This is a genomic window from Micromonospora sp. R311, assembly GCF_056780015.1.
This window is the reverse complement of the sequence record NZ_JBSWCE010000009.1, coordinates 23,755-44,660: the sequence shown is the minus strand read 5'-3', so window position 1 is coordinate 44,660 and position 20,906 is coordinate 23,755. Positions and strand designations below refer to the sequence as shown.

General features: G+C 74.5%; 17 protein-coding genes. 10 read left to right on the top strand and 7 right to left on the bottom strand.

Annotated features, from left to right (window positions below):
* Window positions 1-79: 79 nt before the first annotated feature.
* Both AC1WTP_RS09640 and AC1WTP_RS09635 read right to left on the bottom strand, forming a co-directional pair.
* Entirely contained in the window at window positions 80-922 is an 843-nt protein-coding gene (locus AC1WTP_RS09640; protein ID WP_481648869.1) for an endo alpha-1,4 polygalactosaminidase, read from the bottom strand.
* Between the two features lie 106 nt (window positions 923-1,028).
* On the bottom strand, window positions 1,029-2,408 hold the full coding sequence (locus AC1WTP_RS09635) for a CAP domain-containing protein (RefSeq protein WP_481648868.1): 1,380 nt from the start codon (window positions 2,406-2,408) through the stop codon (window positions 1,029-1,031).
* Between the two features lie 371 nt (window positions 2,409-2,779).
* Between AC1WTP_RS09635 and AC1WTP_RS09630 the strand changes: the two genes are divergently transcribed.
* From AC1WTP_RS09630 to AC1WTP_RS09620, 3 genes are all read left to right on the top strand, one after another.
* Window positions 2,780-2,974, top strand: coding sequence for a hypothetical protein (locus AC1WTP_RS09630; RefSeq protein ID WP_120778149.1), 195 nt, complete (start codon window positions 2,780-2,782; stop codon window positions 2,972-2,974).
* Between the two features lie 327 nt (window positions 2,975-3,301).
* Window positions 3,302-6,901, top strand: coding sequence for a chromosome segregation protein SMC (gene smc / locus AC1WTP_RS09625; RefSeq protein WP_481648867.1), 3,600 nt, complete (start codon window positions 3,302-3,304; stop codon window positions 6,899-6,901).
* On the top strand, window positions 6,902-7,522 hold the full coding sequence (locus AC1WTP_RS09620) for an HAD family hydrolase (protein ID WP_481648866.1): 621 nt from the start codon (window positions 6,902-6,904) through the stop codon (window positions 7,520-7,522). It begins immediately after the preceding gene.
* 28 nt (window positions 7,523-7,550) lie between these two features.
* Here AC1WTP_RS09620 and AC1WTP_RS09615 read toward each other — a convergent pair whose 3' ends face one another.
* The 5 genes from AC1WTP_RS09615 to AC1WTP_RS09595 form a co-directional block, all read right to left on the bottom strand.
* Window positions 7,551-8,072, bottom strand: coding sequence for a DinB family protein (locus AC1WTP_RS09615; protein WP_481648865.1), 522 nt, complete (start codon window positions 8,070-8,072; stop codon window positions 7,551-7,553).
* A 44-nt stretch (window positions 8,073-8,116) separates the two neighbouring features.
* The gene (locus tag AC1WTP_RS09610; protein WP_481648864.1) at window positions 8,117-8,614 is read right to left on the bottom strand and encodes a universal stress protein; all 498 of its coding nucleotides are present in this window, start codon (window positions 8,612-8,614) and stop codon (window positions 8,117-8,119) included.
* A 1-nt stretch (window position 8,615) separates the two neighbouring features.
* Window positions 8,616-10,235, bottom strand: a complete 1,620-nt coding sequence (locus AC1WTP_RS09605; RefSeq protein ID WP_481648863.1) for an MDR family MFS transporter — start codon at window positions 10,233-10,235, stop codon at window positions 8,616-8,618.
* Window positions 10,236-10,360: 125 nt separating this feature from the next.
* Window positions 10,361-10,801 (bottom strand): MarR family winged helix-turn-helix transcriptional regulator, encoded by a 441-nt coding sequence (locus tag AC1WTP_RS09600; RefSeq protein WP_481648862.1) that lies wholly within the window; start codon window positions 10,799-10,801, stop codon window positions 10,361-10,363.
* Between the two features lie 21 nt (window positions 10,802-10,822).
* The gene (locus AC1WTP_RS09595; protein WP_481648861.1) at window positions 10,823-12,535 is read right to left on the bottom strand and encodes an alkaline phosphatase D family protein; all 1,713 of its coding nucleotides are present in this window, start codon (window positions 12,533-12,535) and stop codon (window positions 10,823-10,825) included.
* A gap of 148 nt (window positions 12,536-12,683) precedes the next feature.
* Between AC1WTP_RS09595 and ftsY the strand changes: the two genes are divergently transcribed.
* The 7 genes from ftsY (at window position 12,684) to AC1WTP_RS09560 (ending at window position 20,892) form a co-directional block, all read left to right on the top strand.
* Window positions 12,684-13,871, top strand: a complete 1,188-nt coding sequence (ftsY, locus tag AC1WTP_RS09590) for a signal recognition particle-docking protein FtsY (RefSeq protein WP_481648860.1) — start codon at window positions 12,684-12,686, stop codon at window positions 13,869-13,871.
* A 7-nt stretch (window positions 13,872-13,878) separates the two neighbouring features.
* The gene (locus AC1WTP_RS09585; RefSeq protein ID WP_481648859.1) at window positions 13,879-14,742 is read left to right on the top strand and encodes a phosphotransferase; all 864 of its coding nucleotides are present in this window, start codon (window positions 13,879-13,881) and stop codon (window positions 14,740-14,742) included.
* A gap of 211 nt (window positions 14,743-14,953) precedes the next feature.
* The gene (locus tag AC1WTP_RS09580) at window positions 14,954-16,375 is read left to right on the top strand and encodes an ammonium transporter (RefSeq protein WP_481648858.1); all 1,422 of its coding nucleotides are present in this window, start codon (window positions 14,954-14,956) and stop codon (window positions 16,373-16,375) included.
* A gap of 25 nt (window positions 16,376-16,400) precedes the next feature.
* Window positions 16,401-16,739: a P-II family nitrogen regulator gene (locus tag AC1WTP_RS09575; protein ID WP_170839442.1), complete on the top strand. Its 339-nt coding sequence runs from the start codon at window positions 16,401-16,403 to the stop codon at window positions 16,737-16,739.
* Between the two features lie 16 nt (window positions 16,740-16,755).
* A complete protein-coding gene (locus tag AC1WTP_RS09570) occupies window positions 16,756-19,083 on the top strand; it encodes a [protein-PII] uridylyltransferase (RefSeq protein WP_481648857.1) in 2,328 nt (775 codons plus the stop codon).
* Between the two features lie 95 nt (window positions 19,084-19,178).
* Window positions 19,179-20,081, top strand: coding sequence for an ABC transporter ATP-binding protein (locus AC1WTP_RS09565; RefSeq protein WP_481648856.1), 903 nt, complete (start codon window positions 19,179-19,181; stop codon window positions 20,079-20,081).
* Window positions 20,071-20,892, top strand: a complete 822-nt coding sequence (locus AC1WTP_RS09560; RefSeq protein ID WP_481648855.1) for an ABC transporter permease — start codon at window positions 20,071-20,073, stop codon at window positions 20,890-20,892. The genes AC1WTP_RS09565 and AC1WTP_RS09560 overlap by 11 nt, the downstream gene beginning before the upstream one ends.
* The last annotated feature ends 14 nt before the right edge of the window (window positions 20,893-20,906 follow it).

Below are 20,906 nucleotides of genomic sequence, written 5' to 3'. Positions count from 1 at the left end.
ACACCCGTCGAGGGCCGGGCCGCGCCGCGGTCCGGCCCTCGCCGTGGGCGGCGGCCCGGCCAGGGGTAGGCCGGGCCGCTCAGAGCACCGGGCAGGCGATCCGCCAGGCGTCCAGGCGGCGCTCCTTGCGGATAGAGGCGAACCCGTACCCGACCGTCTCCACGCAGAAGTCCTCGGTGGAGCCGGTGTACTCGACGTGGAAGACCGGCTTGCCGGCCTCGACGAACGGCAGCAGCTTGGCGCACCGGCGCAGCCGTACGCACTCCTCGTCCACGGCGAAGTCGAAGTCCGGGGCCAGGGCGGTCAGCTGCTCGGTGTTGCCGAGCAGGCCGGGGGAGAGGTCCAGCGCGCGGGCGAGCTCGGCCAGCCGGCGGTTGAACAGCAGCGCGTCGTCGAAGTCCAGCGGGAAACCGGAGCGGTGGGCGTAGCCGTCGGCGTCGGCGAGCGCCACCGCGCCGAACCCCTTGCCCCGGCAGAGCCGGAACCGGTCGGCCAGCACCGGCCGCAGCGTGTCCCACTGCCGTACGTCCAGCCAGCGGCTGTCCGGGCGGCGGGACCCGGTGCCGCGCACCCCGGCCGGAAAGCGGTCGGCGTCCGGGTCGGTGGGCAGGAACGAGCCGACGTGCACCTGGCAGACCAGCCGGCGGTCCCGGGACCGCAGCTCGGCGGTCTGCGCCGCGGTGGTGGCCACCGGGTCGAGCAGGAAGACGTCGGCGTCGACGCCCGGGTCCAGCACTCCGCTCAGCTGCCACTGCCACTGCCAGCGGCGGGCCGACTCGGCCGGCCAGGTGGTCGGCGCGCCCGGCGGGACCAGCTCGACCCGGCAGGCGTACAGCGGGACCGCCAGCGCGAGCGCCACGCACGCCGGCAGCGCCCGGCGCAGGCCCCGCCAGACGGCGCGCGCACGCAGCCGGCTCCGCATCGGCAGCTCCCGGGTCGCGGGCGGCGTCGCGCCGCCCGAGCCGGTACGCCGGATCCGGCGTACCTCACCCGGTCAAACGAGCGCGGACCCGACCACGATTCGCGGTTCAGCGCGGCGCGGCGAAGACCTGGGTCCAGTACGGCCCGTTGCTGCTCGCGATGCCCACGCCGATCTCGGTGAAGGCGCAGTTGAGGATGTTGGCCCGGTGACCGGAGCTGTTCATCCAGGCGTCCATCACGGCGGCCGGGGTCTTCTGGTTCCAGGCCACGTTCTCGCCGTAGGTGCGCCAGGAGTAGCCGACCCGGTCCAGCCGCTCGCCGGCGTCGCTGCCGTCGCTGCCGGTGTGCGACATGTTCTGGTGGTCGGCCTGGTCCTGGCTGTGCCGCTGGGCGGCGGTCATCAGCTTGTCGTCGATGCTCAGCGCGCCGCAGCCGGCCTTGGCCCGCTCGGCGTTGACCAGGTTGACCACCTCGCGGGCCTGGCTGCTGACAGTGCCGCCCGCGGCGACGCCGGCCGGCGAGGTGCTGCGCTCGACGGTCCGGCGGGAGGGCGCGGTGGTCCGCGTGGGCGCCGGCGTCGGCTTGACGGTCCTCGTCGGGGACGGGGCGGGCTTCGCCGTGGTCGGCGCGGTGCTCGGGGTCGGTGTGGCCAGCGCGTCCGCGGGCGCCGACGTCGAGTCGGGCAGCAGGGGCGCGGCGGCCACCGTGTCGTCGCCCGCCGTGGTGGTCTCCGGCCGGTCGTCGCCGCCGGTCAGCGCGACGGCGCCGACGCCGAGGCTGACCACCAGCGTGGCCGCCGCGGCGGCACCGCCGATCAGGGCCGGCCGGGGGAGCCGGCGGGGGCTGCGGTGCCGGCCGTCGGCCGGCTCCTGGTCGGCGCCGGCCGTCCGGTGCGCGCCGAGGTCCGGCCCGCCGGCGAACCCGGGGTGGCCGCCGGTGGAGGCCAGCTCCCCGGTGACCGGCTCGCCGGCCCACCGCTCGGCGGGCTCCTCGCGGCGCCAGTCGGTGGCGGGCTCCGCCGGCCACCGCCCGGTGGGCTCATCCCGGCGCCACCCGGCGCCGGGCTGGTCGCCGTGCCACGCCTCGGTGGGCTGCCACTGCTCGGTGCGCTGGTCGCGGTACCAGGCCTCACCCGGCTGGTCGCTCCACGCGCCGGTCGGCTGGTCGCTCCACCGGCCGGCTGCCGGGGCGGCGTCCCAGGCGCCGGTGGGCTGCCACCGCTCGGTGGGCTGGTCCCGGTACGGATCGGATCCGGGGCCGTCGGCCGGGGTCCACCGGGTCGACCGGTGGGCGTCGGCCCGCTCGCCGTGCCACCCGCCGGCCGGCTGTCCGGGCTGCGGTTCCTCGGCCGGCTGCTCCGGCTCGTCACCGAACAGGTAGGAGGACCGAGGTGCCGGACGGTCGGTCAGCCAGGACGGCTCGTCGGCCGGTGGCTCGGGGCGCCGACGAGCGCCGTCCGGGTCGTTCGGGTCGGTCCATCCGTACACGCCGTAGCCTCCACGGGTCGGTTGCGGGCCGGGGTGACGCTACGGGCCGCGTTCTACCTGCGGCAACGTGGCTAAGAAAGAGTTAAGGGGAAGTCGGGCGTCCGGGTAGGGAGTTCCCACGAACCAGGGCGTACAGTAAAGGTGTCCGGACAGAGCGTGTCTGTGCCTTGTGGCGGCCCCCCGGCAAGTGGACAGGTCGACGTGGAGATGATCTACGGCCTGCGAGAACTTGACGAAGGAGGGGGTATCGGCTCAATATGTAGGTGTCGCCAGTCGCGCCCGGTCATGCCCAAGAACAGTTGGAATGACAGCCGCGAACACAGGGGCGCGCGTTGGCCGGCCTTTCCGGCAGCGCATATCAAGGAGTCAACATGGCGAAGGCCCTCTACGGCCACGTAGGTGCGGCGCCCGACCGGCGCCTGCTCGACGAGGTCACCCGACTGCGTGCCAGGGTTCAGGCACTGGAGTTCGAGCTCACCCGGGTGCGTGCCGAGAACGATCGGCTCGCGGCGGCCGCGGCGGAGGCGGACGATCTGCTCCGTCTGGCCGAGCCGGCGCTCACCTGAACTCCGGGTCGGAAAACTGAATCGCACCACGCAAAAAAGCGCGCCGACACATTTGTGCCGGCGCGCAGCTCTGTCCGCCCCCTTTTCGCGGGCGCATAAAGCGATCTTGTAACTGACCGAGGGTTCGCGGAACTGCGATCGGCCGGCCGGGTTAAACAGCTCCGGCGGGCCCGGATGTGAGCCGGTCTTCCCCATTGCCGGCCGCCGTCGGAAACGGCGGGGGCGGGTCACGTGCCGCGCCGCACCCGGCGCCGGGTTAGTCTGCGGGTTCACCCAGGTCCGCGCAGCCGGCGACGGTACGGCGGCCACCGGACGAGGATCGAGAAGGTGCATCTCAAGAGCCTGACGGTGAAGGGCTTCAAGTCCTTCGCCTCCGCGACGACGCTCAAGCTGGAGCCCGGGATCACCTGCGTGGTCGGCCCGAACGGCTCCGGCAAGTCCAACGTCGTCGACGCCATCGCCTGGGTGCTCGGCGAGCAGGGCGCCAAGGCGCTGCGCGGCGGCAAGATGGAGGACGTCATCTTCGCCGGCACCGCCGGCCGGGCCCCGCTGGGCCGCGCCGAGGTGACGCTGACCATCGACAACACCGACGGCGCGCTGCCGATCGAGTACACCGAGGTGTCGATCACCCGCCGGATGTTCCGCTCCGGCGAGAGCGAGTACGAGATCAACGGCAACTCGTGCCGGCTGCTCGACATCCAGGAGCTGCTCTCCGACTCCGGCATCGGCCGGGAGATGCACATCATCGTCGGGCAGGGCCGCCTCGACGGCATGCTGCACGCCAAGCCGGAGGACCGCCGGGCGTTCATCGAGGAGGCCGCGGGCGTCCTCAAGCACCGCAAGCGCAAGGAAAAGGCGCTGCGCAAGCTCGACGCGATGCAGACCAACCTCAACCGGCTCACCGACCTCACCGCCGAGCTGCGCCGCCAGCTCAAGCCGCTGGGCCGGCAGGCCGAGGTGGCCCGCCGGGCCGCCGCGATCCAGGCCAACCTGCGCGACGCCCGGCTGCGGCTGCTCGCCGACGACCTGGCCACCCTGCGCGCCACCCTGGACAGGGAGATCGCCGACGAGACCGCGTTGCGCGAGCGGCGGGAGCAGGTCGAGGGCGAGCACACCGAGGTACAGCGGCGCCTCGGCGAGCTGGAGGCGGCGCTGGCCGAGGACGCCCCGCTGCTCGCCGCCGCGCAGGACACCTGGTACAAGCTCTCCGCCCTCCAGGAGCGGTTCCGCTCGATCGAGCAGCTGGCCCGGGAGCGGCTGCGCCACCTCAGCGCCACCCCGGACGACGAGCGCCCCGGGCGCGACCCGGACCAGCTGGAGGCCGAGGCCGAGCGGGTCCGTGAGCAGGAGGAGGAGCTGCGCGGCGCGCTGACCGACGACCAGATCCGGCTCGCCGAGGCGGTCGAGCACCGGCAGGAGCTGGAACGCCAGTTGGCCGCCGCCGAGCGGGAACTGGTCGCCGCGGCGAAGGCGATCGCCGACCGCCGGGAGGGGCTGGCCCGACTGACCGGGCAGGTGAACTCGGCCCGGGCCCGCACCACCAGCGCCGGCGAGGAGATCGAACGGCTCGCCGCCGCGCACGCCGACGCGCTGGCCCGGGCCGAGCGGGCCCAGGCCGACCTGGACGCGGTGGCCGCCGAGTCCACCGAGGCGGACCGGGACAACGCCGACCTGGACGCCCGGCACGCCGAGGCGGTCGCCGCCCTGGAGCAGGCGCAGGCCACCGTCCGGACGCTGACCGACGCGGAGCGGACGGCGGAGAAGGACGCCGCCACCTGGAAGGCCCGTGAGGAGGCGCTCGCCCTGGGCCTGCGCCGCAAGGACGGCGCCGGTGCGCTGCTGGCCCGCGCCGACGAGGTCCCCGGCCTGCTGGGCAGCCTGGCCGGGCTGCTCACCGTCGCGCCCGGGCACGAGGCCGCGCTCGCCGCCGCGCTCGGCGGCCTCGCCGACGCGGTCGCGGTGAGCGGGGTGGACGAGGCCGTCGAGGCGATGCGGCTGCTGAAGATCTCCGACGCGGGCCGGGCCGGCCTGCTGGTGGGCAGCCCCGCCGGGCCGGGCATGGACGGATCCGCCGACGCCCTGCGGCCGAAGCTGCCCGACGGCGCGCGCTGGGCGCCCGACCTGGTGGAGTGCGCGGCCGGGATCCGTCCGGCCGTGCACCGGGCGCTGCGCGACGTGGTGCTGGTCGACGACCTGGCCGCCGCCGCCGAGGTGGCGGCGGGCAACCCCGAGCTGCGCGCGGTCACCCCGGACGGCGACGTGCTCGGGGCGTACGCGGCGGCCGGCGGCTCGGCCAAGGCGCCCAGCTTCATCGAGGTGCAGGCGGCGGTCGAGGAGGCCCGGTCGAACCGGCTCGCCGCCGAACGGAGCAGCGCCGAACTGCGCGAGCAACTGGTCGAGGCGCGGGCCGAGGTGGCCGCCGTGAAGGAGACCGTGCAGCACGCCGCCGCGGCGAAGCGGGAGGCGGAGGGGCAGCGCAACGCGGCCGCCCGGCGGCTGGCCGAGCTGGGCGCCGCCGCCCGGTCGGCGAAGGCGGAGACCGACCGGCTCGGCGAGTCCCGGGCCCGCGCCGAGGCCGCCCGGGAGCAGGACCTGCTGCGGCTCGCCGAACTGGAGGAGCGGCTGCGGCTGGCCGAGGAGACCCCGGTCGACGCCGAGCCCTCCACCGAGGAGCGGGACCAGCTCGCCGCGATGGTGCCGCAGGCCCGGCAGAACGAGATGGAGGTCCGGCTCGCGGTGCGTACCGCCGAGGAGCGGGTGGCCTCGATCGCGGGACGGGCCGACTCGCTGCGGCGCCAGGCCACCGCCGAGCGGGCCGCGCGGGAACGCGCGGCGGCGCGGCGCGCGGCGCGGACCCGCGGCGCGGGGATCGCCCGGGCCGTCGCCGGCGGCGCCCGGGAGGCGCTCACCCGGCTGACCGCCTCGATCGCCGCGGCCGAGGAGCACCGCGACGCGGTGGCGCGGGAACGGGCCGCCCGCGAGGCCGAGCTCTCCGAGGTGCGCGGCGCCGCCAAGCGGCTCGGCGCCGAGCTGGAGCGGTTGACCAGCCAGGTGCACCGGGACGAGGTGGCCCGTGCCGAGCAGCGGCTGCGCATCGAGCAGTTGGAGGCGAAGGCCGCCGAGGACTTCGGCCTGGACGTGGAGACGCTGGTCGCCGAGTACGGTCCGAACCAGCCGGTCCCGCCCACCCAGGCGGACCTCGCGCTGGCCGAGCAGGAGGGCCGGCCGGTGCCCGAGCCGGTCCGCTACGAGCGGCCGGTGCAGGAGAAGCGGGCCGCCAAGGCGGAGCGCGAGCTGGCCCTGCTGGGCAAGGTCAACCCGCTCGCGCTGGAGGAGTTCGCCGCGCTGGAGGAGCGCTACAAGTTCCTCTCCGAGCAGCTGGAGGACCTCAAGGCCACCCGTCGGGACCTGCTCACCGTGGTCAAGGACGTCGACGACCGGATCCTGGAGGTCTTCGCCAGCGCGTTCGCCGACACCGCCCGGGAGTTCGAGCAGGTCTTCACGGTGCTCTTCCCCGGCGGTGAGGGGCGGCTGGTGCTGACCGACCCGGACGACCTGCTCACCACCGGGGTGGAGGTGGAGGCGCGGCCGCCCGGCAAGAAGATCAAGCGGCTCTCGCTGCTCTCCGGCGGCGAGCGGTCGCTGACCGCGGTGGCCATGCTGGTGGCGATCTTCCGCGCCCGGCCCAGCCCGTTCTACATCATGGACGAGGTCGAGGCGGCCCTGGACGACGTGAACCTGGGACGGCTGATCACCCTGCTGGCACAGTTGCGGGAGAAGAGTCAGCTGATCGTCATCACGCACCAGAAGCGGACGATGGAGGTCGCCGACGCCCTCTACGGGGTGACCATGCGCAACGGCGTCACCCAGGTGATCAGCCAGCGGCTCAACCGGGCCGAGGGCGACGACGAACGGCAGGAGAACTGAGTGGCTCGGGAACGCGCGACGGCGCTCCTGGTGGACCTCGACGGCGTACTGCGGCGCTGGGACCCGGCCGTCGCCGCCGGGGTGGAGCGACGCTACGGGCTCGCCGAGGGGGTGCTGACCGAGATCGCCATGCAGTGGGGGCGGCTCCAGCCGGTGCTCACCGGTCAGGTCAGCCACGCCGACTGGATGACCAGCGTGGCCGACGCGCTGACCGAGCCGGCCGGCGGCGCCGAGCGCGCCCGGGCCGCCGTCGAGGAGTGGCAGCGGTACCGGGGCGAGGTGGACACCGACGTGCTCGACTTCGTCCGCGAGGCCCGGGCCGGCGGCATCCGGGTCGGTCTGGCCACCAACGCCACCGACCTGCTCGACGAGGACCTGGCCGCGCTCGGCCTCGTGGGCGAGCTCGACGTGGTGGTCAGCTCCTACCGGCTCGGGGTCAACAAGCCGGCCAAGGAGTACTTCCAGGCCGCCTGCCAGGCGGTGGCCACCCCGCCGGACCGGGTGCTCTTCGTCGACGACGAGGACTGGTCGGTGCGCGGCGCCCGGGCGGCCGGGCTGTCGGCGCACCGCTGGAGCGGCCCGGACGACCTGCGCTACCTGCGGGCGGCGCTGGCGTACTGACCCGCGCCGCCCGGCCGTCCTGGTCGGGTCACTCGCCGGTGGCGCCGTCGATGCGTTCCCGGATCAGGTCGGCGTGGCCGTTGTGCCGGGCGTACTCCTCGATCATGTGCACGTAGACCCAGCGCAGGTTGAACGTCCGGCGCTTCGGGCCGATCTCGGTGAAGGTCTCGTCCAGCGAGCGGCCCGCCGCGGCGGCCCGGGCCAGCTCCACCTCGCGGCGGAAGGTGGCGAAGTCGGCCTCGGCGTCGGCGTCGCGCACGTCGTGGTCGGCGTCCGGATTGTCCGGCGTGTAGTACGGGTAGTCGACCTTCTGGCCGGCGAAGTTCTCCCGGAACCACCAGGCCTCCACCTCGGCCAGGTGGCGGACCAGGCCGAGCAGGGTGAGCCCGGAGGGCTCGACGCTCGCGGTCCGCAGCTGTTCGGCGGTCAGCCCGGCGCACTTGAGCAGGAGGGTCTGCCGGTGGTAGTCGAGCCAGCCCTCCAGCATCGTGCGCTCGTCGCCGACGTAGGGCTCGGGGGTCCGGACGATCTCCGGTGCTCTCCAGGTCATGCCGGCCATCCTGCTCGGTGGGCCGGACGACCCGCGACCGGATATCAGGGCACCACCACGACCGGCCAGCGGCCGGCGCGGACCAGGCGGGTGGCGACCGAGCCGACCAGGCGGTGCCCGGCCTGCTCGGACGCCCCGACCACCACCAGGTCCGCCCGGAACTCGTCGGCCGCCGCCCGCAGCTCGGTGTACGCGTCGCCGCGCCGGCACAGGAAGGTCACCGGCAGCCCCAGCTCCTCGGCGCCGCGCCGGCACTCCCGGCGCAGCTCCTCGGTCAGCTCGTCGTGGCAGCGCTCCAGCGCGCCGGCGTCCACCCCGGGCACCAGGGCGGTGAACCCGGCGGCCGCGCGGACGTGCACCACCACCAGGGCGGCGCCCTGTCGGCGGGCGAGGCCGGCCGCGTACGAGCCGGCCCGTTCGGAGGTCCGGGTGCCGTCCACGCCCACCAGCACCACCCGGGGCCCGTCCGTGCCCCGTTCGAAGGGCAGCGGACGGGTGCGGGGGCCGTAGTCCTCGCGTTCCCGAGGGGTGTCGACGGTCACCTCAGCTCCGTTCTCCGGTCCGGATCACGGCGGCCCCGGCGCCGGCCGCCACTGTCGATTCTTGCTCGACTTCGGTGGCGACCGGGTTGCCGGTGTGCCGGCGCAGCGGCACCTCCCGGATGAAGCAGACCGCGATCAGGGCGATCAGCCCGAACGGGGCGGCGACCAGGAAGATGTCGCCGGCCGCGTGGCCGTACGCGCCCTCCACCACGCCCCGGATCGGACCCGGCAGGGTGTGCACGTCGGGCAGGGTGCCGCCGCTGCCGGAGCGGGAGCTGGGGATGTCGAGCGCGGCGAGCCCTTCGGCGAGGTAGTCGTTGACCTTGTGGGCGAGCACCGCGCCGAGGGCGGCGACGCCCACCGCCCCGCCGAGACTGCGGAAGAAGGCGACCACCGAGCTGGCGGCGCCCAGCTCGTGCGCGCCGACGGTGTTCTGCACCGCGAGCACCAGGTTCTGCATGCTCATGCCGAGCCCGACACCGATCACCGCCATGTAGCCGGCGAGCAGGGCGAAGCTGGTGTCCGCGCGGAGCGTGCCCATCAGCGCGAAGCCGACGGTGAGCAGTGCGGTGCCGGCGACCAGGTACCGCTTCCACCGGCCGGTCCGGGTGATCAGCCGGCCGGTGACCGTGGAGGAGACCAGCAGGCCGAGGATCATCGGCAGGGTCATCAGGCCGGACATGGTCGGGCTCTGCCCGCGGCTGATCTGGAAGTACTGGCTGAGGAAGACCGAGGCGCCGAACATGCCGACGCCGACCGCGATGCTGGCGACGGTGGCCAGGGTGATCGTCCGGGAGCGGAACAGCCGCGGCGGGATCATCGGCTCGGCGGCCCGGTGCTCGACCCGGACCGCGAGCGCGCCGAGCAGCAGCGCGCCGGCCACCATGGCGGCGGTCTGCCAGGAGCCCCAGGCGAACGAGTCGCCCGCCAGCGAGACCCAGATCAGCAGCAGTGAGACGGCTGCGGTGATCAGCGTGGCGCCCCACCAGTCGATGGTGGCCTTCCGCTTCACCACCGGCAGGTGCAGCGTCTTCTGCAGCACCACCAGGGCGGCGAGCGCGAACGGCACCCCGACGTAGAAGCACCAGCGCCAGCCGAGCCAGGAGGTGTCCACGATCACGCCGCCGATCAGCGGGCCGCCGATGGTGCCGACCGCCATCACCGCGCCGAGGTAGCCGCTGTACCGGCCGCGCTCGCGCGGGGCGATGATGGTGGCCAGGATCACCTGGGCCAGCGCGGTGAGGCCGCCGGCCCCGACGCCCTGCAGCACCCGACAGGCGATCAGCTGCCCGGTGTCCTGGGCGAGCCCGGCCAGCACCGAGCTGACCACGTAGATCAGCAGCGAGATCTGGACCAGGACCTTCTTGTTGGTCAGGTCGGCGAGCTTGCCCCAGATCGGGGTGGTCGCGGTGGTCGCGAGCAGCGCCGAGGTGACCACCCAGGTGTACGCGGACTGGCCGCCGCCCAGCTCGGTGATGATCCTCGGCAGTGCGTTCGAGACGACGGTGCCGGAGAGGATCGCGACGAACATGCCCAGCAGCAGGCCGGAGAGGGCCTCCAGCACCTGCCGGTGGGTCATGTCGACGGCGGTCGCCCGGGCGGGCGCTGGCGCGGAGCTCATCGTGGCTGCCTCCGGCGGGAGTCGAAAGAGTCTGGCGGGGCGTTGCCCCGGGCAACCGTAAGCCTTCGTTGCCTGAAGCAACAACTCTGCTCTGCGAGGCATTGTTCCCGACCGGTCGGGTCAGCTCAGAGCGGCATCTCGTTGAACCGGCTCAGCAGCCGGGCGAACTCCTCGACGTCCCGGGTCGGCCAGTCCTCCAGGGTGCGCCGGAACTGCTGGAGCCGGGCCGACCGGGCGGTGTCGAACCGGCGCCGCCCCTCCTCGGTGAGGCTCAGCTGGGCGGCCCGGCGGTCGCCCGGGTCCGGGTCGCGGCGGACCAGACCCAGCGACTCCAGCCCGTTGATCTGCCGGCTCAGCGTGCCCTTGCCGACGCCGAGCCGGGCGGCCAGGTCGGTGAGCCGGATCGAGTCGCACCGGCGCAGCCAGAGCAGCAGCCCGTACGCGTTCGGCTCCAGGTTGGGGTGCACCTCCCGGGCGATCTCCCAGGAGACCGCACGCCCCCGGCGCAGCAGGACGGTCAGCTCGTGCTCGACCGCCCGCAGCGGCTCCGGAAGCTCGTCGTCCACGCGTAGAGGGTACGGGCCGGATCAAGCGCCGTCGGTGAGCCGCCGTCGCATCACGGGCCGCAGGTGGCCGTCGCTGGTGGTGCCCTCGATGGTCACCTCGGCCGAGCGGCCCCGGTGCACCAGGGTGGCGACCGCGTTGCCGAAGTACGGGCCGGCCAGCTTCCGCCAGCGCAGTGCCGGCCGGCGTACCCCGGCCGAGCGGGCCAGCGCCCGGGCGGCCCCGGCCGGGCCGGCCGACCAGCCCAACCGCATCAGCGGGCGGATCCCGGCGGGCACCTGGTTGTGGATGGGGGAGCAGGTGAGCTGGTGCACCGGGGTGGCCACCCCCGGGTCGTCGAACCGGGCCCGGGCCACGTACGAGTGGTGCACGTCACCGGAGAGCACGCTGATCGAGGCCGGTGGCGCGTACGCCGGCCCGGCGCCGACCCGGTCGCCGGGCGCGCCCGGGGTGCCGCTGCCGATCCGGGCGAAGAGCGCGCCGAGCGCGTCGAACGAGCGCCGGAAGGCGGCCCAGTGCTCCAGGTCGAGCCCGCGGCGCAGCTTCTCGGAGAGGCCGGCCACCCAGCGCCGGCGCGAGTCGGCGAGCTTCTCGTTCCACGACTCCACGTGGTGGATGCCCGGCGGCAGCAGCCAGGGCAGCGAGGCCCCCACCACCAGGTGGTCGTAGACGCCGTGCGCCTGGTCGAGGAACCAGGACCACTCACCGGGCGGGAGCATCGCCCGCTGGCCCGGCTCCAGCACCCGGCTGCACCGGTTGTCCAGCATCACCAGCCGGGTCCGGCCCAGGTCGAGCGCGTAGCTCCACTGGTACTGCACCGCCCGCCAGCGCTCGGTGTCGTGCGCGAGGTCGCTCTCCTGGTCGACCCGGTGCCCGAACTCGCGCAGCACGCCGGTGGCGTCCTCGGCGACGCTCACCTTGGCGAAGACCGGGTCGGCGGCGATCTCGTCCGGGGAGAGGTTGCCCAGGTGCTGGTAGACCCAGTACGAGGCGAGCCCGCTGCCGATCCGCTCCGCCCACCAGGGCTGCCGCCGGGCTTCGGAGCGCCACGAGGCGGAGGTGTTCCAGTCGTCGATGATCTCGTGGTCGTCGAAGATCATCACGCTCGGCACCGTGGAGAGCAGCCAGCGGATCTCCGGGTCGCGCCAGGACTCCAGGTAGAGCTTGGTGTACTCGTCGAAGCTCACCACCTGGTCGCCGGGGGCACCCTTCGGCCGCCGCCGGCGCCGCTTCAGCAGCCGCCGCACGGTGGGCGAGGTCACGTCCGCGTACACCTGGTCGCCGAGGAGCAGCAGCAGGTCGGGCAGCGCGGCCGGGTCCGGGTCGGCGATCAGCCGCCGGGCGTACGCGTCCAGCGCGTCCGGGGGCAGCCGCCGGGTGGTGGCGTGCTGGGTGGTCTCCCGGCAGGAGCCGAAGAGCAGCCGCACCGGCTGGTCCCGGTCGTCCGCGGCCCGGGTCCGGATCACGCTGGCCGGAAAGCCGCTCCTCGGCACCGGCCAGACCGTCTCGCCGTCGACCAGCACCTCGTAGCTGGTCGCGCTGTCCGGGGTGAGCCCCTCCACCACGACCAGCGCGTAGTGGTGGTCGTACGCCGAGAAGGTGGGCGCGGTGCCGCCGGCGCCGTCGGCTGTGCGGACGGTGACCACGGCCGGCGCGCTGGTCTCGACCCAGACGGTGGCCCGCGTGCCGACGACCCGCCGCAGCAGCGGGCCGATGAGCAGATGAGCCGCGGGCATGGTGGACCTCCGAGGTGAGCGGACTTCTTCTTTACTACCCCGCCGGCGGTCGCACCACTGCTGGCTGCGGTCGAGCCTACTGCCGGGGAATGACGCCGCGGGGTGCGGTGGCTGGGACGGCGTCGCCGGCATCTGACAGGATTTCGGCATGACGGAATACCTCCTCATCGCCCTCGCCCTGCTCGGCGTGCTGATCCTCGGTGCCATCGGGCTGGTCGTGCCGCGGCTGCGCCGGCGGCCGGAGCCGCCGCTGCCGAAGGAGGAGGTGCGCACCCGGGCGGAGGAGGGCCTCGCCGGGCCGCCGGTGGTGGCGCCGGAGGCCGACCTGACCACGGGCATCCTGGTGGAGCCGCCGGTCGTCGAGGCCCCGGCGCCGGTGCTGGAGGTGCCCGAGCCGACCGCCGGGCGGCTGGTCCGGCTGCGCTCCCGGCTGTCCCGCTCGCAGAACGTGTTCGGCAAGAGCCTGCTCGGCCTGCTCAGCCGGGACCACCTCGACGAGGACACCTGGGAGGAGATCGAGGACAGCCTGATCACCGCGGACGTCGGCATCGACGCCACCCGCGAGATCGTCGACCGGCTGCGCGAGTGCACCCGGGTGCTCGGCACCCGGTCCGGCAGCGAGCTGCGCGCCCTGCTCGCCGCCGAGCTGGTCAACGCCCTGGACCCGACGCTGGACCGGTCGCTGAACACCGCGCCCAAGGAGGGCGTGCCGGCGGTGCTGATGGTGGTCGGCGTCAACGGCGCCGGCAAGACCACCACCTGCGGCAAGATCGCCCGGGTGCTGGTCGCCGACGGCCGTAACGTGATCCTCGGCGCGGCCGACACCTTCCGGGCCGCCGCCGCCGACCAGTTGGAGACCTGGGCCGGTCGCGTCGGCGCCGAGACCGTCCGCGGGCCGGAGGGGGCCGACCCGGCGAGCGTCGCCTTCGACGCGGTCAAGCGCGGGATCGAGACCGGCGTGGACACCGTGCTGATCGACACCGCCGGGCGGCTGCAGAACAAGGTCGGCCTGATGGACGAGCTCGGCAAGGTCAAGCGGGTGGTGGAGAAGCACGGCCCGATCGACGAGACGATCCTGATCCTGGACGCCACCACCGGCCAGAACGGGCTGGAGCAGGCCCGGGTCTTCACCGAGGTGGTCAACGTGACGGGCGTGGTGCTGACCAAGCTCGACGGCACCGCCAAGGGCGGCATCGTGATCGCCGTGCAGCGCAAGCTGGGCATCCCGGTGAAGCTGGTCGGGCTCGGCGAGGGCCCGGACGACCTGGCTCCCTTCGACCCCGCGCAGTTCGTCGACGCGCTGCTGGGCACCGAAGCCCCCGGACGGGACGCGTAACCTCGAAGTGACGACTGACGATCGCGCCTACGCGGGGTGGCGCGACCCCAGCCATCCGGCGCCACGCCTCGGGAGACCGTACGTGACTTCGCAGGAGATCCCGCTGCACGGCGGGAACGTCAGCACCGTGGTCCGGGTCGGCGACACGGTGCGGCGCAACGCCGGGCCGTGGACGCCCAGCGTGCACGCCCTGCTGCGGCACCTGGAGTACGTCGGGTTCACCGGCGCCCCGCGGGCGCTCGGCATGGACGAGCGCAACCGGGAGGTCCTGTCGTACCTCGAGGGGGAGTGCGGGGAGTACCCGCTCGCCGCGCACTGGGTCACCGACGAGGCGCTGGTGACCGTCGCCACCATGCTGCGGATGTTCCACGACGCCCAGTACGGCTTCGTCCCGCCGCCCGGGGCGGTCTGGCGCTCGTTCGGCCCGCCGCCGCCGGACACCGAGGTGATCTGCCACCACGACGCCGCCCCGCACAACGTGATCTGGCGGCCGGACGGCACCCTCGGGCTGATCGACTTCGACCTCGCCTCGCCCGGCGCCCGGATCTACGACGTGGCGTACGCGGCCTGGACCTGGGTGCCGATCTTCTCCGACCGGGACTCGATCACGCTCGGCTGGAAGCACCCGGACCGGCCCCGCCGGCTGCGGCTCTTCGCCGACGCGTACGGGCTGATCCCGCGGGACCGGCACCGGCTGATCCGGACCATCCGCAAGCGGATCGTCGACCACGTGGAGGGGATCCGCCGGATGGCCGCCGCCGGCGAGCCGGCCTTCGTCCGGATCGTGCACAAGGGGCACCTGCGCCGGCCGATGCGCGACCTGCGGCTGCTCGACTACGAGCGGCACGCCCTGGAGTACGCGCTGCGCTGACCGGTTCCGTCCCGTTCTGCCCGGTCCGTCCCTGCGGTCCTCGCGGGCGGTGAGGTTCTCTTCACACGTCTGAAACAAGCCGTCACCGTACGGAAATCGACGGGTGACGCTGGAGGAAACAGCCGGCGGCGAGGCTTCCGCGCATCCGGCGTACGGGCGACGCTGCCCCGGAAGCCGTGAAGGAGGGAACTTCACCTTTAGGAGGTCCAGCGTGCCTGAAGCACCGACGATTGACTCCGGCAACACCGTCTGGTTGCTGGTGTCGACCGCGCTCGTGCTGCTCATGACGCCCGGACTGGCGCTGTTCTACGGCGGCCTCAACCGGGCCAAGGGCGTACTCAACATGATGATGATGAGCTTCTCCGCGATCGGGCTCATCTCCGTGCTGTGGTGGTTCTACGGCTTCAGCATCGCCTTCGGCAGTGATGTCAACGGCTTCTGGGGCGACCCGGCCGCATACCTGGGCACCAAGACGTTCCTCGCCGAGACGGACCTCTGGGGCGCGACGGCGGAGAACCCGAGCGGCATCGGCGTCCCGCTGTACGTGTTCATGGCCTTCCAGATGGTCTTCGCGGTGATCACCGTGGCGCTGATCAGCGGCGCGATCTCCGACCGGGCGAAGTTCGCCGGCTGGCTGCTGTTCGCCTTCGGCTGGGCCACGCTGGTCTACTTCCCGGTCGCGCACTGGGTCTGGGGCGGCGGCATCATCGGCGGCGACATCCACGCGCTCGACTTCGCCGGCGGCACCGCGGTGCACATCAACGCCGGTGCGGCCGCCCTGGCGGTGGCCCTGGTGCTCGGCAGGCGGCTCGGTTGGCCGCGGGAGGGCATGAAGCCGCACAACATCCCGCTGGTCGCGCTCGGCGCCGGCCTGCTCTGGTTCGGCTGGTTCGGGTTCAACGCCGGCTCCGAGCTGACCGTCGACTCGGTGGCCGGTCTCGCCTTCCTCAACACCCAGCTCGCCACGGCGGCCGCGCTGCTCGGCTGGATCGCGGTGGAGTGGATCAAGGACCGGAAGCCGACCATGGTGGGCGCCTCCTCCGGCGCCGTCGCCGGCCTGGTCGCCATCACCCCGGCCTGCGGCTTCATCGCCCCGTGGGCGGCGGTGCTGCTCGGCCTCGTCGCCGGCGCGGTCTGCGCGCTGGCGGTCAGCCTGAAGTACAAGCTCGGCTACGACGACTCCCTCGACGTGGTCGGCGTGCACTTCGTCGGCGGCTGGATCGGCTCGCTCTGGCTCGGCCTGTTCGCCACCAACTCGGTCAACGCGGCCATCACCGACGTGGTCGGCGCCTCCGACGGCCTGTTCTACGGCGGCGGCCTGACCCAGCTCGGCCGGCAGGCCCTGGCCGGCCTGATCGTCAGCGTCTGGTCGTTCGGCATCGCCTGGCTGCTCGCCTTCGCCATCGAGAAGACGATCGGCTTCCGGGCCCGGCCCGAGGCCGAGGTCGAGGGCATCGACATCGCCGAGCACGCGGAGAGCGGCTACGACCTCTCCCCGGCGGGCGGCAGCGCCGGCGGCGCGTTCGCGATGGCCGGAATCGGCTCCCCCGGCACGACCGCGGGGGCCGCCAAGCCGGTGGCGGCGCCCGCCGAGCCGGCGTCCGAGCCGGTCGACGAGAAGGTCGGCGGTTAACGTTCCTGGGATGGAGGGGTTGGACATGAAGCTGGTGACCGCGGTCATCAAGCCGTACCAGCTGGACGCGGTGAAGGAGGCCCTGCACGCCCTCGGCGTGGCCGGCCTGACCGTCAGCGAGGTCCAGGGCTACGGCCGGCAGAAGGGGCACACCGAGGTCTACCGGGGTGCCGAGTACACGGTCGAGTTCCTGCCCAAGATCCGGGTCGAGGTGCTCACCGACGAGATGGACGTCGAGAAGATCGTGGACGCCATCGTGGCGGCCGCCCGGACCGGCAAGATCGGCGACGGCAAGGTCTGGGTGACCGGGGTCGAGGAGGTCGTCCGGGTCCGTACCGGTGAGCGCGGCCTCGACGCGCTCTGAGCGCGTACCGACCGACATGACCTCGTTGATCAGGGGAGACGCCGCCGGCACCGGCGACGCCGACCTCTTGATCAACGAGGTCGTCGGCGTGCGCGGGGGCATCGGCGCGGCGGCGCGGGCGGCCCGGGCGGAGGCGTACGACGCCTGGCTGCGGTCGCTGCTGCCGCGGCGGGCCGGGGTGGCGCTGCTGGCCGTCGGCGGGCTGGGGCGGCGGCAGTGCGCCCCGCACGGCGACCTGGACCTGGTGCTGCTGCACGCGGGCGTGCCGGGCGTCGACGAGCTGGCCGCCGCCCTCTGGTACCCGATCTGGGACGCCGGGCTGCGGCTGGACCATTCGGTGCGCACCGTGCCCGAGGCGCTCTCGGTGGCGCAGGACGACGTGAAGGTGGCCCTCGGGCTGCTCGACGCCCGGCTGGTCGCCGGGGACGCCGCGCTCGCCGGGGCGCTGGCCTGCACCGCCGCCGACCACTGGCGGCGGACCGCCGTACGCCGGCTGCCCGTGCTCCGGGAGGCCACCGTCGCCCGCTGGCAGGCCCACGGCGAGCTGGCCTTCCTGCTCGAGGGCGACCTCAAGGAGGCCGCCGGCGGGCTGCGCGACGTGGGCCTCCTGCGGGCGATCGCGATGGCCGGCGTGACCGACGCGCCGCGCCCCGCGGTCCGCGCCGCGCACCTGCGCCTGCTGGACACCCGGGACGCGCTGCACCAGCAGGTCGGCCGGCGGGTGGACCGGCTGGTGGCGCAGGAACGCGACGGGGTCGCCGCGCTGCTCGGCCTGCGACAACTCCAGCCCGGCGGGTCCGACCCCGGGCACCCGCGGCGAGCGGGAGCCGTCGTGGGCGACGGTGACGCGCTGCTGCGGCGGGTCGCCGGCGACGCCCGTACCGTCAGCCACGCCCTCGACGACGCCTTCCGCGCGGCGGACCGGCTCCGCTCCGGGCGCCGGCGGGGCGCCGGCGGGCGCCCGCCGCGCCGGCCGGTGGCCCGGGACGTGGTGGAACACGACGGCGAGCTGGTGCTGGCCCGGACCGCCATCGGGGCCCGGCCCGACCCGAGCCTGTCGCTGCGGATCGCCGCCGCCGCGGCCACCACCCGGCTGCCGATCGCCCGGGCCACCTGCGAGTGGCTGGCCGCCTACTGCCCGCCGCTGCCGGCGCCCTGGCCGGCCGAGGCCCGGGCCGCGCTGGTCACCCTGCTGGGCGCCGGCCCCGGCCTGGTGCCCGCCTGGGAGACCTGCGACCGGTACGGGCTGGTGGACGGCTGGCTGCCGGAGTGGACCCGGCTGCGCAGCCTGCCCCAGCACAACCCGGTGCACCGGTTCACCCTCGACCGGCACCTGGTGCAGACCGCGGCCGAGGCCAGCCGGCACGCCCGCGAGGTGGACCGCCCCGACCTGCTGCTGCTCGGCGCGCTCCTGCACGACATCGGCAAGGGCCTGCCGGGGGATCACCGCACGGTGGGGGCGCCGATCGCCGAGGCGGTGGCCACCCGGACCGGCCTGCCCGCGCCCGAGGTGGCGCTGATCGGCACGCTGGTCCGGCTGCACCTGCTGCTGCCCGACGTGGCCACCCGGCGCGACCTCGCCGACCCGAAGACCATCGCCGGCGTGGCCGAGGCGGTCGGCGACCCGGCCACCCTCGACCTGCTGCACGCCCTGGTCCGCGCCGACGCCGCCGCCACCGGGCCGGCCGCCTGGTCGGACTGGAAGGGCCGGCTGGTCGCCGAACTGGTCGCCCGGGTCCGGACCGCGCTGGACACCGGCGCGCTGCCCGCCCCGCCCGCACCGGACCCGGCGCTGGTGGCCGGGCCGCTGCCCGTCGTACACCTGACCGGGGACCAGGTGGCGGTGGCCGCGGCGGACCGGCGCGGCCTGCTCGCGACGGTGGCGGGGTGCCTGGCGCTGCACCGGCTGGAGGTGCTCTCCGCCGACGCCAGCACGGTGGACGGGCGGGCGCTGGTGCAGTGCCGGGTGCAGCCCCGCCACGGCCTGCCGCCGGATCCGATCGCGCTCGGCAGCGACCTGCGGCGGGCGGTGACCGGGGACGTCTCGGTCACCCAGCGGCTGCGCGGCCGGGCGCTGTCCGCGCGCGGGTCCGGGGCGGCGCCGCGGGTGGTCTGGCACCGGGAGGCGGCCACCGACGCGGTGCTGCTGGAGCTGCGCGCGGCCGACGCGGCCGGCCTGCTCTACCGGGTGACCTGCGCCCTCGACGAGGCCGGCGCGCAGGTGCGCGCGGCCCGGATCTCCACCCTCGGCGGGGACGTGGTGGACGCGTTCTACCTGGTCGGCGGCTGGCCGGACGACGACACCCGGGCCCGGTTGGAGGCCGCCGTGCTCGCCGCCGTCTGAGCGCTGGCGGCCCGGCCGCACTACGTCCGGTTGCGTACGCGGACAGCCGCCCGCGCGCCGACGCCGGACGCCCCGCCGTCGGGCACCGTCAGGGCATGGACACGCCAGTGCAGACCGAAGGACTCACCAAGCGGTACGGCCGGCTGACCGCCGTGCGGGAGCTCGACCTGACCGTCCGGGCCGGCGAGGTGTACGGATTCCTCGGCCCGAACGGCGCCGGCAAGACCACCACGCTGCGGATGCTGCTCGGGCTGGTCCGGCCGACCGCCGGCACGGTCCGGCTGCTCGGCCGGGCGCCCGGCGCCGGCCGGCTCAGCGGGGTCGGCGCGCTGATCGAGGGGCCGGCCTTCTACCCCTACCTGTCCGGGCGGGAGAACCTGCGGGTGCTCGCCCGCTACGCCGGGGTCGGCGCCGACCGGGTGTCGCTGGTGCTGGACCTGGTCGACCTGACCGGGCGGGCCGGCGACCGGTACGCCGGCTACTCGTTGGGCATGAAGCAGCGCCTCGGGGTGGCCGCCGCCCTGCTCAAGGACCCTCGGCTGCTGATCCTGGACGAGCCGACCAACGGTCTCGACCCGGCCGGCATGGCGGACATGCGCACGCTGATCCGCCGGCTCGGCGCGGCCGGGTGCACGGTGCTGGTCTCCAGTCACCTGCTCGGCGAGGTCGAGCAGGTCTGCGACCGGGTGGGGGTGATCTCCGGGGGCCGGCTGATCGCCGAGGGGACCGTCGCCGACCTGCGCGGCGCGGCCGGCCTCCGGGTGCTGGCCGACCCGCTCGACGAGGCGGCGGAGCGGGCCCGGGCGCTGGTCGGGGCGGAGCGGGTGCGGGTGGTGGACGGCGGGTTGGAGCTGTCGGTCGAGCCGGACCGGGCGGCCTGGCTCAACACCGAGCTGGTCGGCGCCGGGGTGGCGGTCCGCGAGCTGCGACCCCGGGAACGTGATCTGGAGCAGGTGTTCTTCGACCTCATCGAGAAGGGAACGGCCGATGTCGCGTAGCTTCCTGGCCGAGACGGCCAAGCTGGTCCGGCGGCCGGCGTCCTGGCTGCTGCTGGCCATCACGCTGGCGCTCTCCCTGGTCTTCACCTACCTCTTCCCGTACGCGAGCATCGCCGGCGGCACGAGCGGCCCGAACAGCGAGCGGACACTGCCGATGCTGCTGCCCGACCGGCTGGTGGGCAACTCGCTCGGCGGGCTGCCGGTCTTCCTGGGTGCGATCCTGCTCATCCTCGGCGTGCTCGCGGTCGGCGGCGAGTACGGCTGGGGCACCTGGAAGACCGTGCTCTCGCAGGGTCCGTCCCGACTCGAGGTGTACGCCGGCAAGCTGCTCGCCCTGGCCGCGGCCGCCCTGGTCGTGGTGCTCTCGGTCTTCGCCGTCGGCGCGGTGGCCAGCGCCCTGATCGGGGTCGCCGAGTCGCAGCCGGTGCGCTGGCCGTCGGCCGGTGACCTGGCGGTCGGGGTCGGAGCGGGGTGGCTCATCGACACCATGTGGGCGATGCTCGGGGCCGGGCTCGCGGTGGCGCTGCGGGCGGTGGCCCTCCCCGTCGGCCTGGGGCTGGTGTGGCTGCTCGCGGTGCAGAACCTGCTGGCCGCCATCGCCGCGCCGCTGCTCGACTGGGTGGCCCGGGCGCAGCAGGGGCTGCCCGGGCCCAACGCCGGGTCGCTGGCGGCGGCGCTCGGCGCATCCGGCGACACGCCGGGGGTCGCCGCGACGGTCGGCGGCGGGCAGGCGGCGCTGGTGGTGGCCGGCTACCTGGTCGCCTTCGCGGCGGTGGGCGGGCTGCTGCTGCAGCGGCGGGACATCGGTTAGGGCGGGGAGGGGCG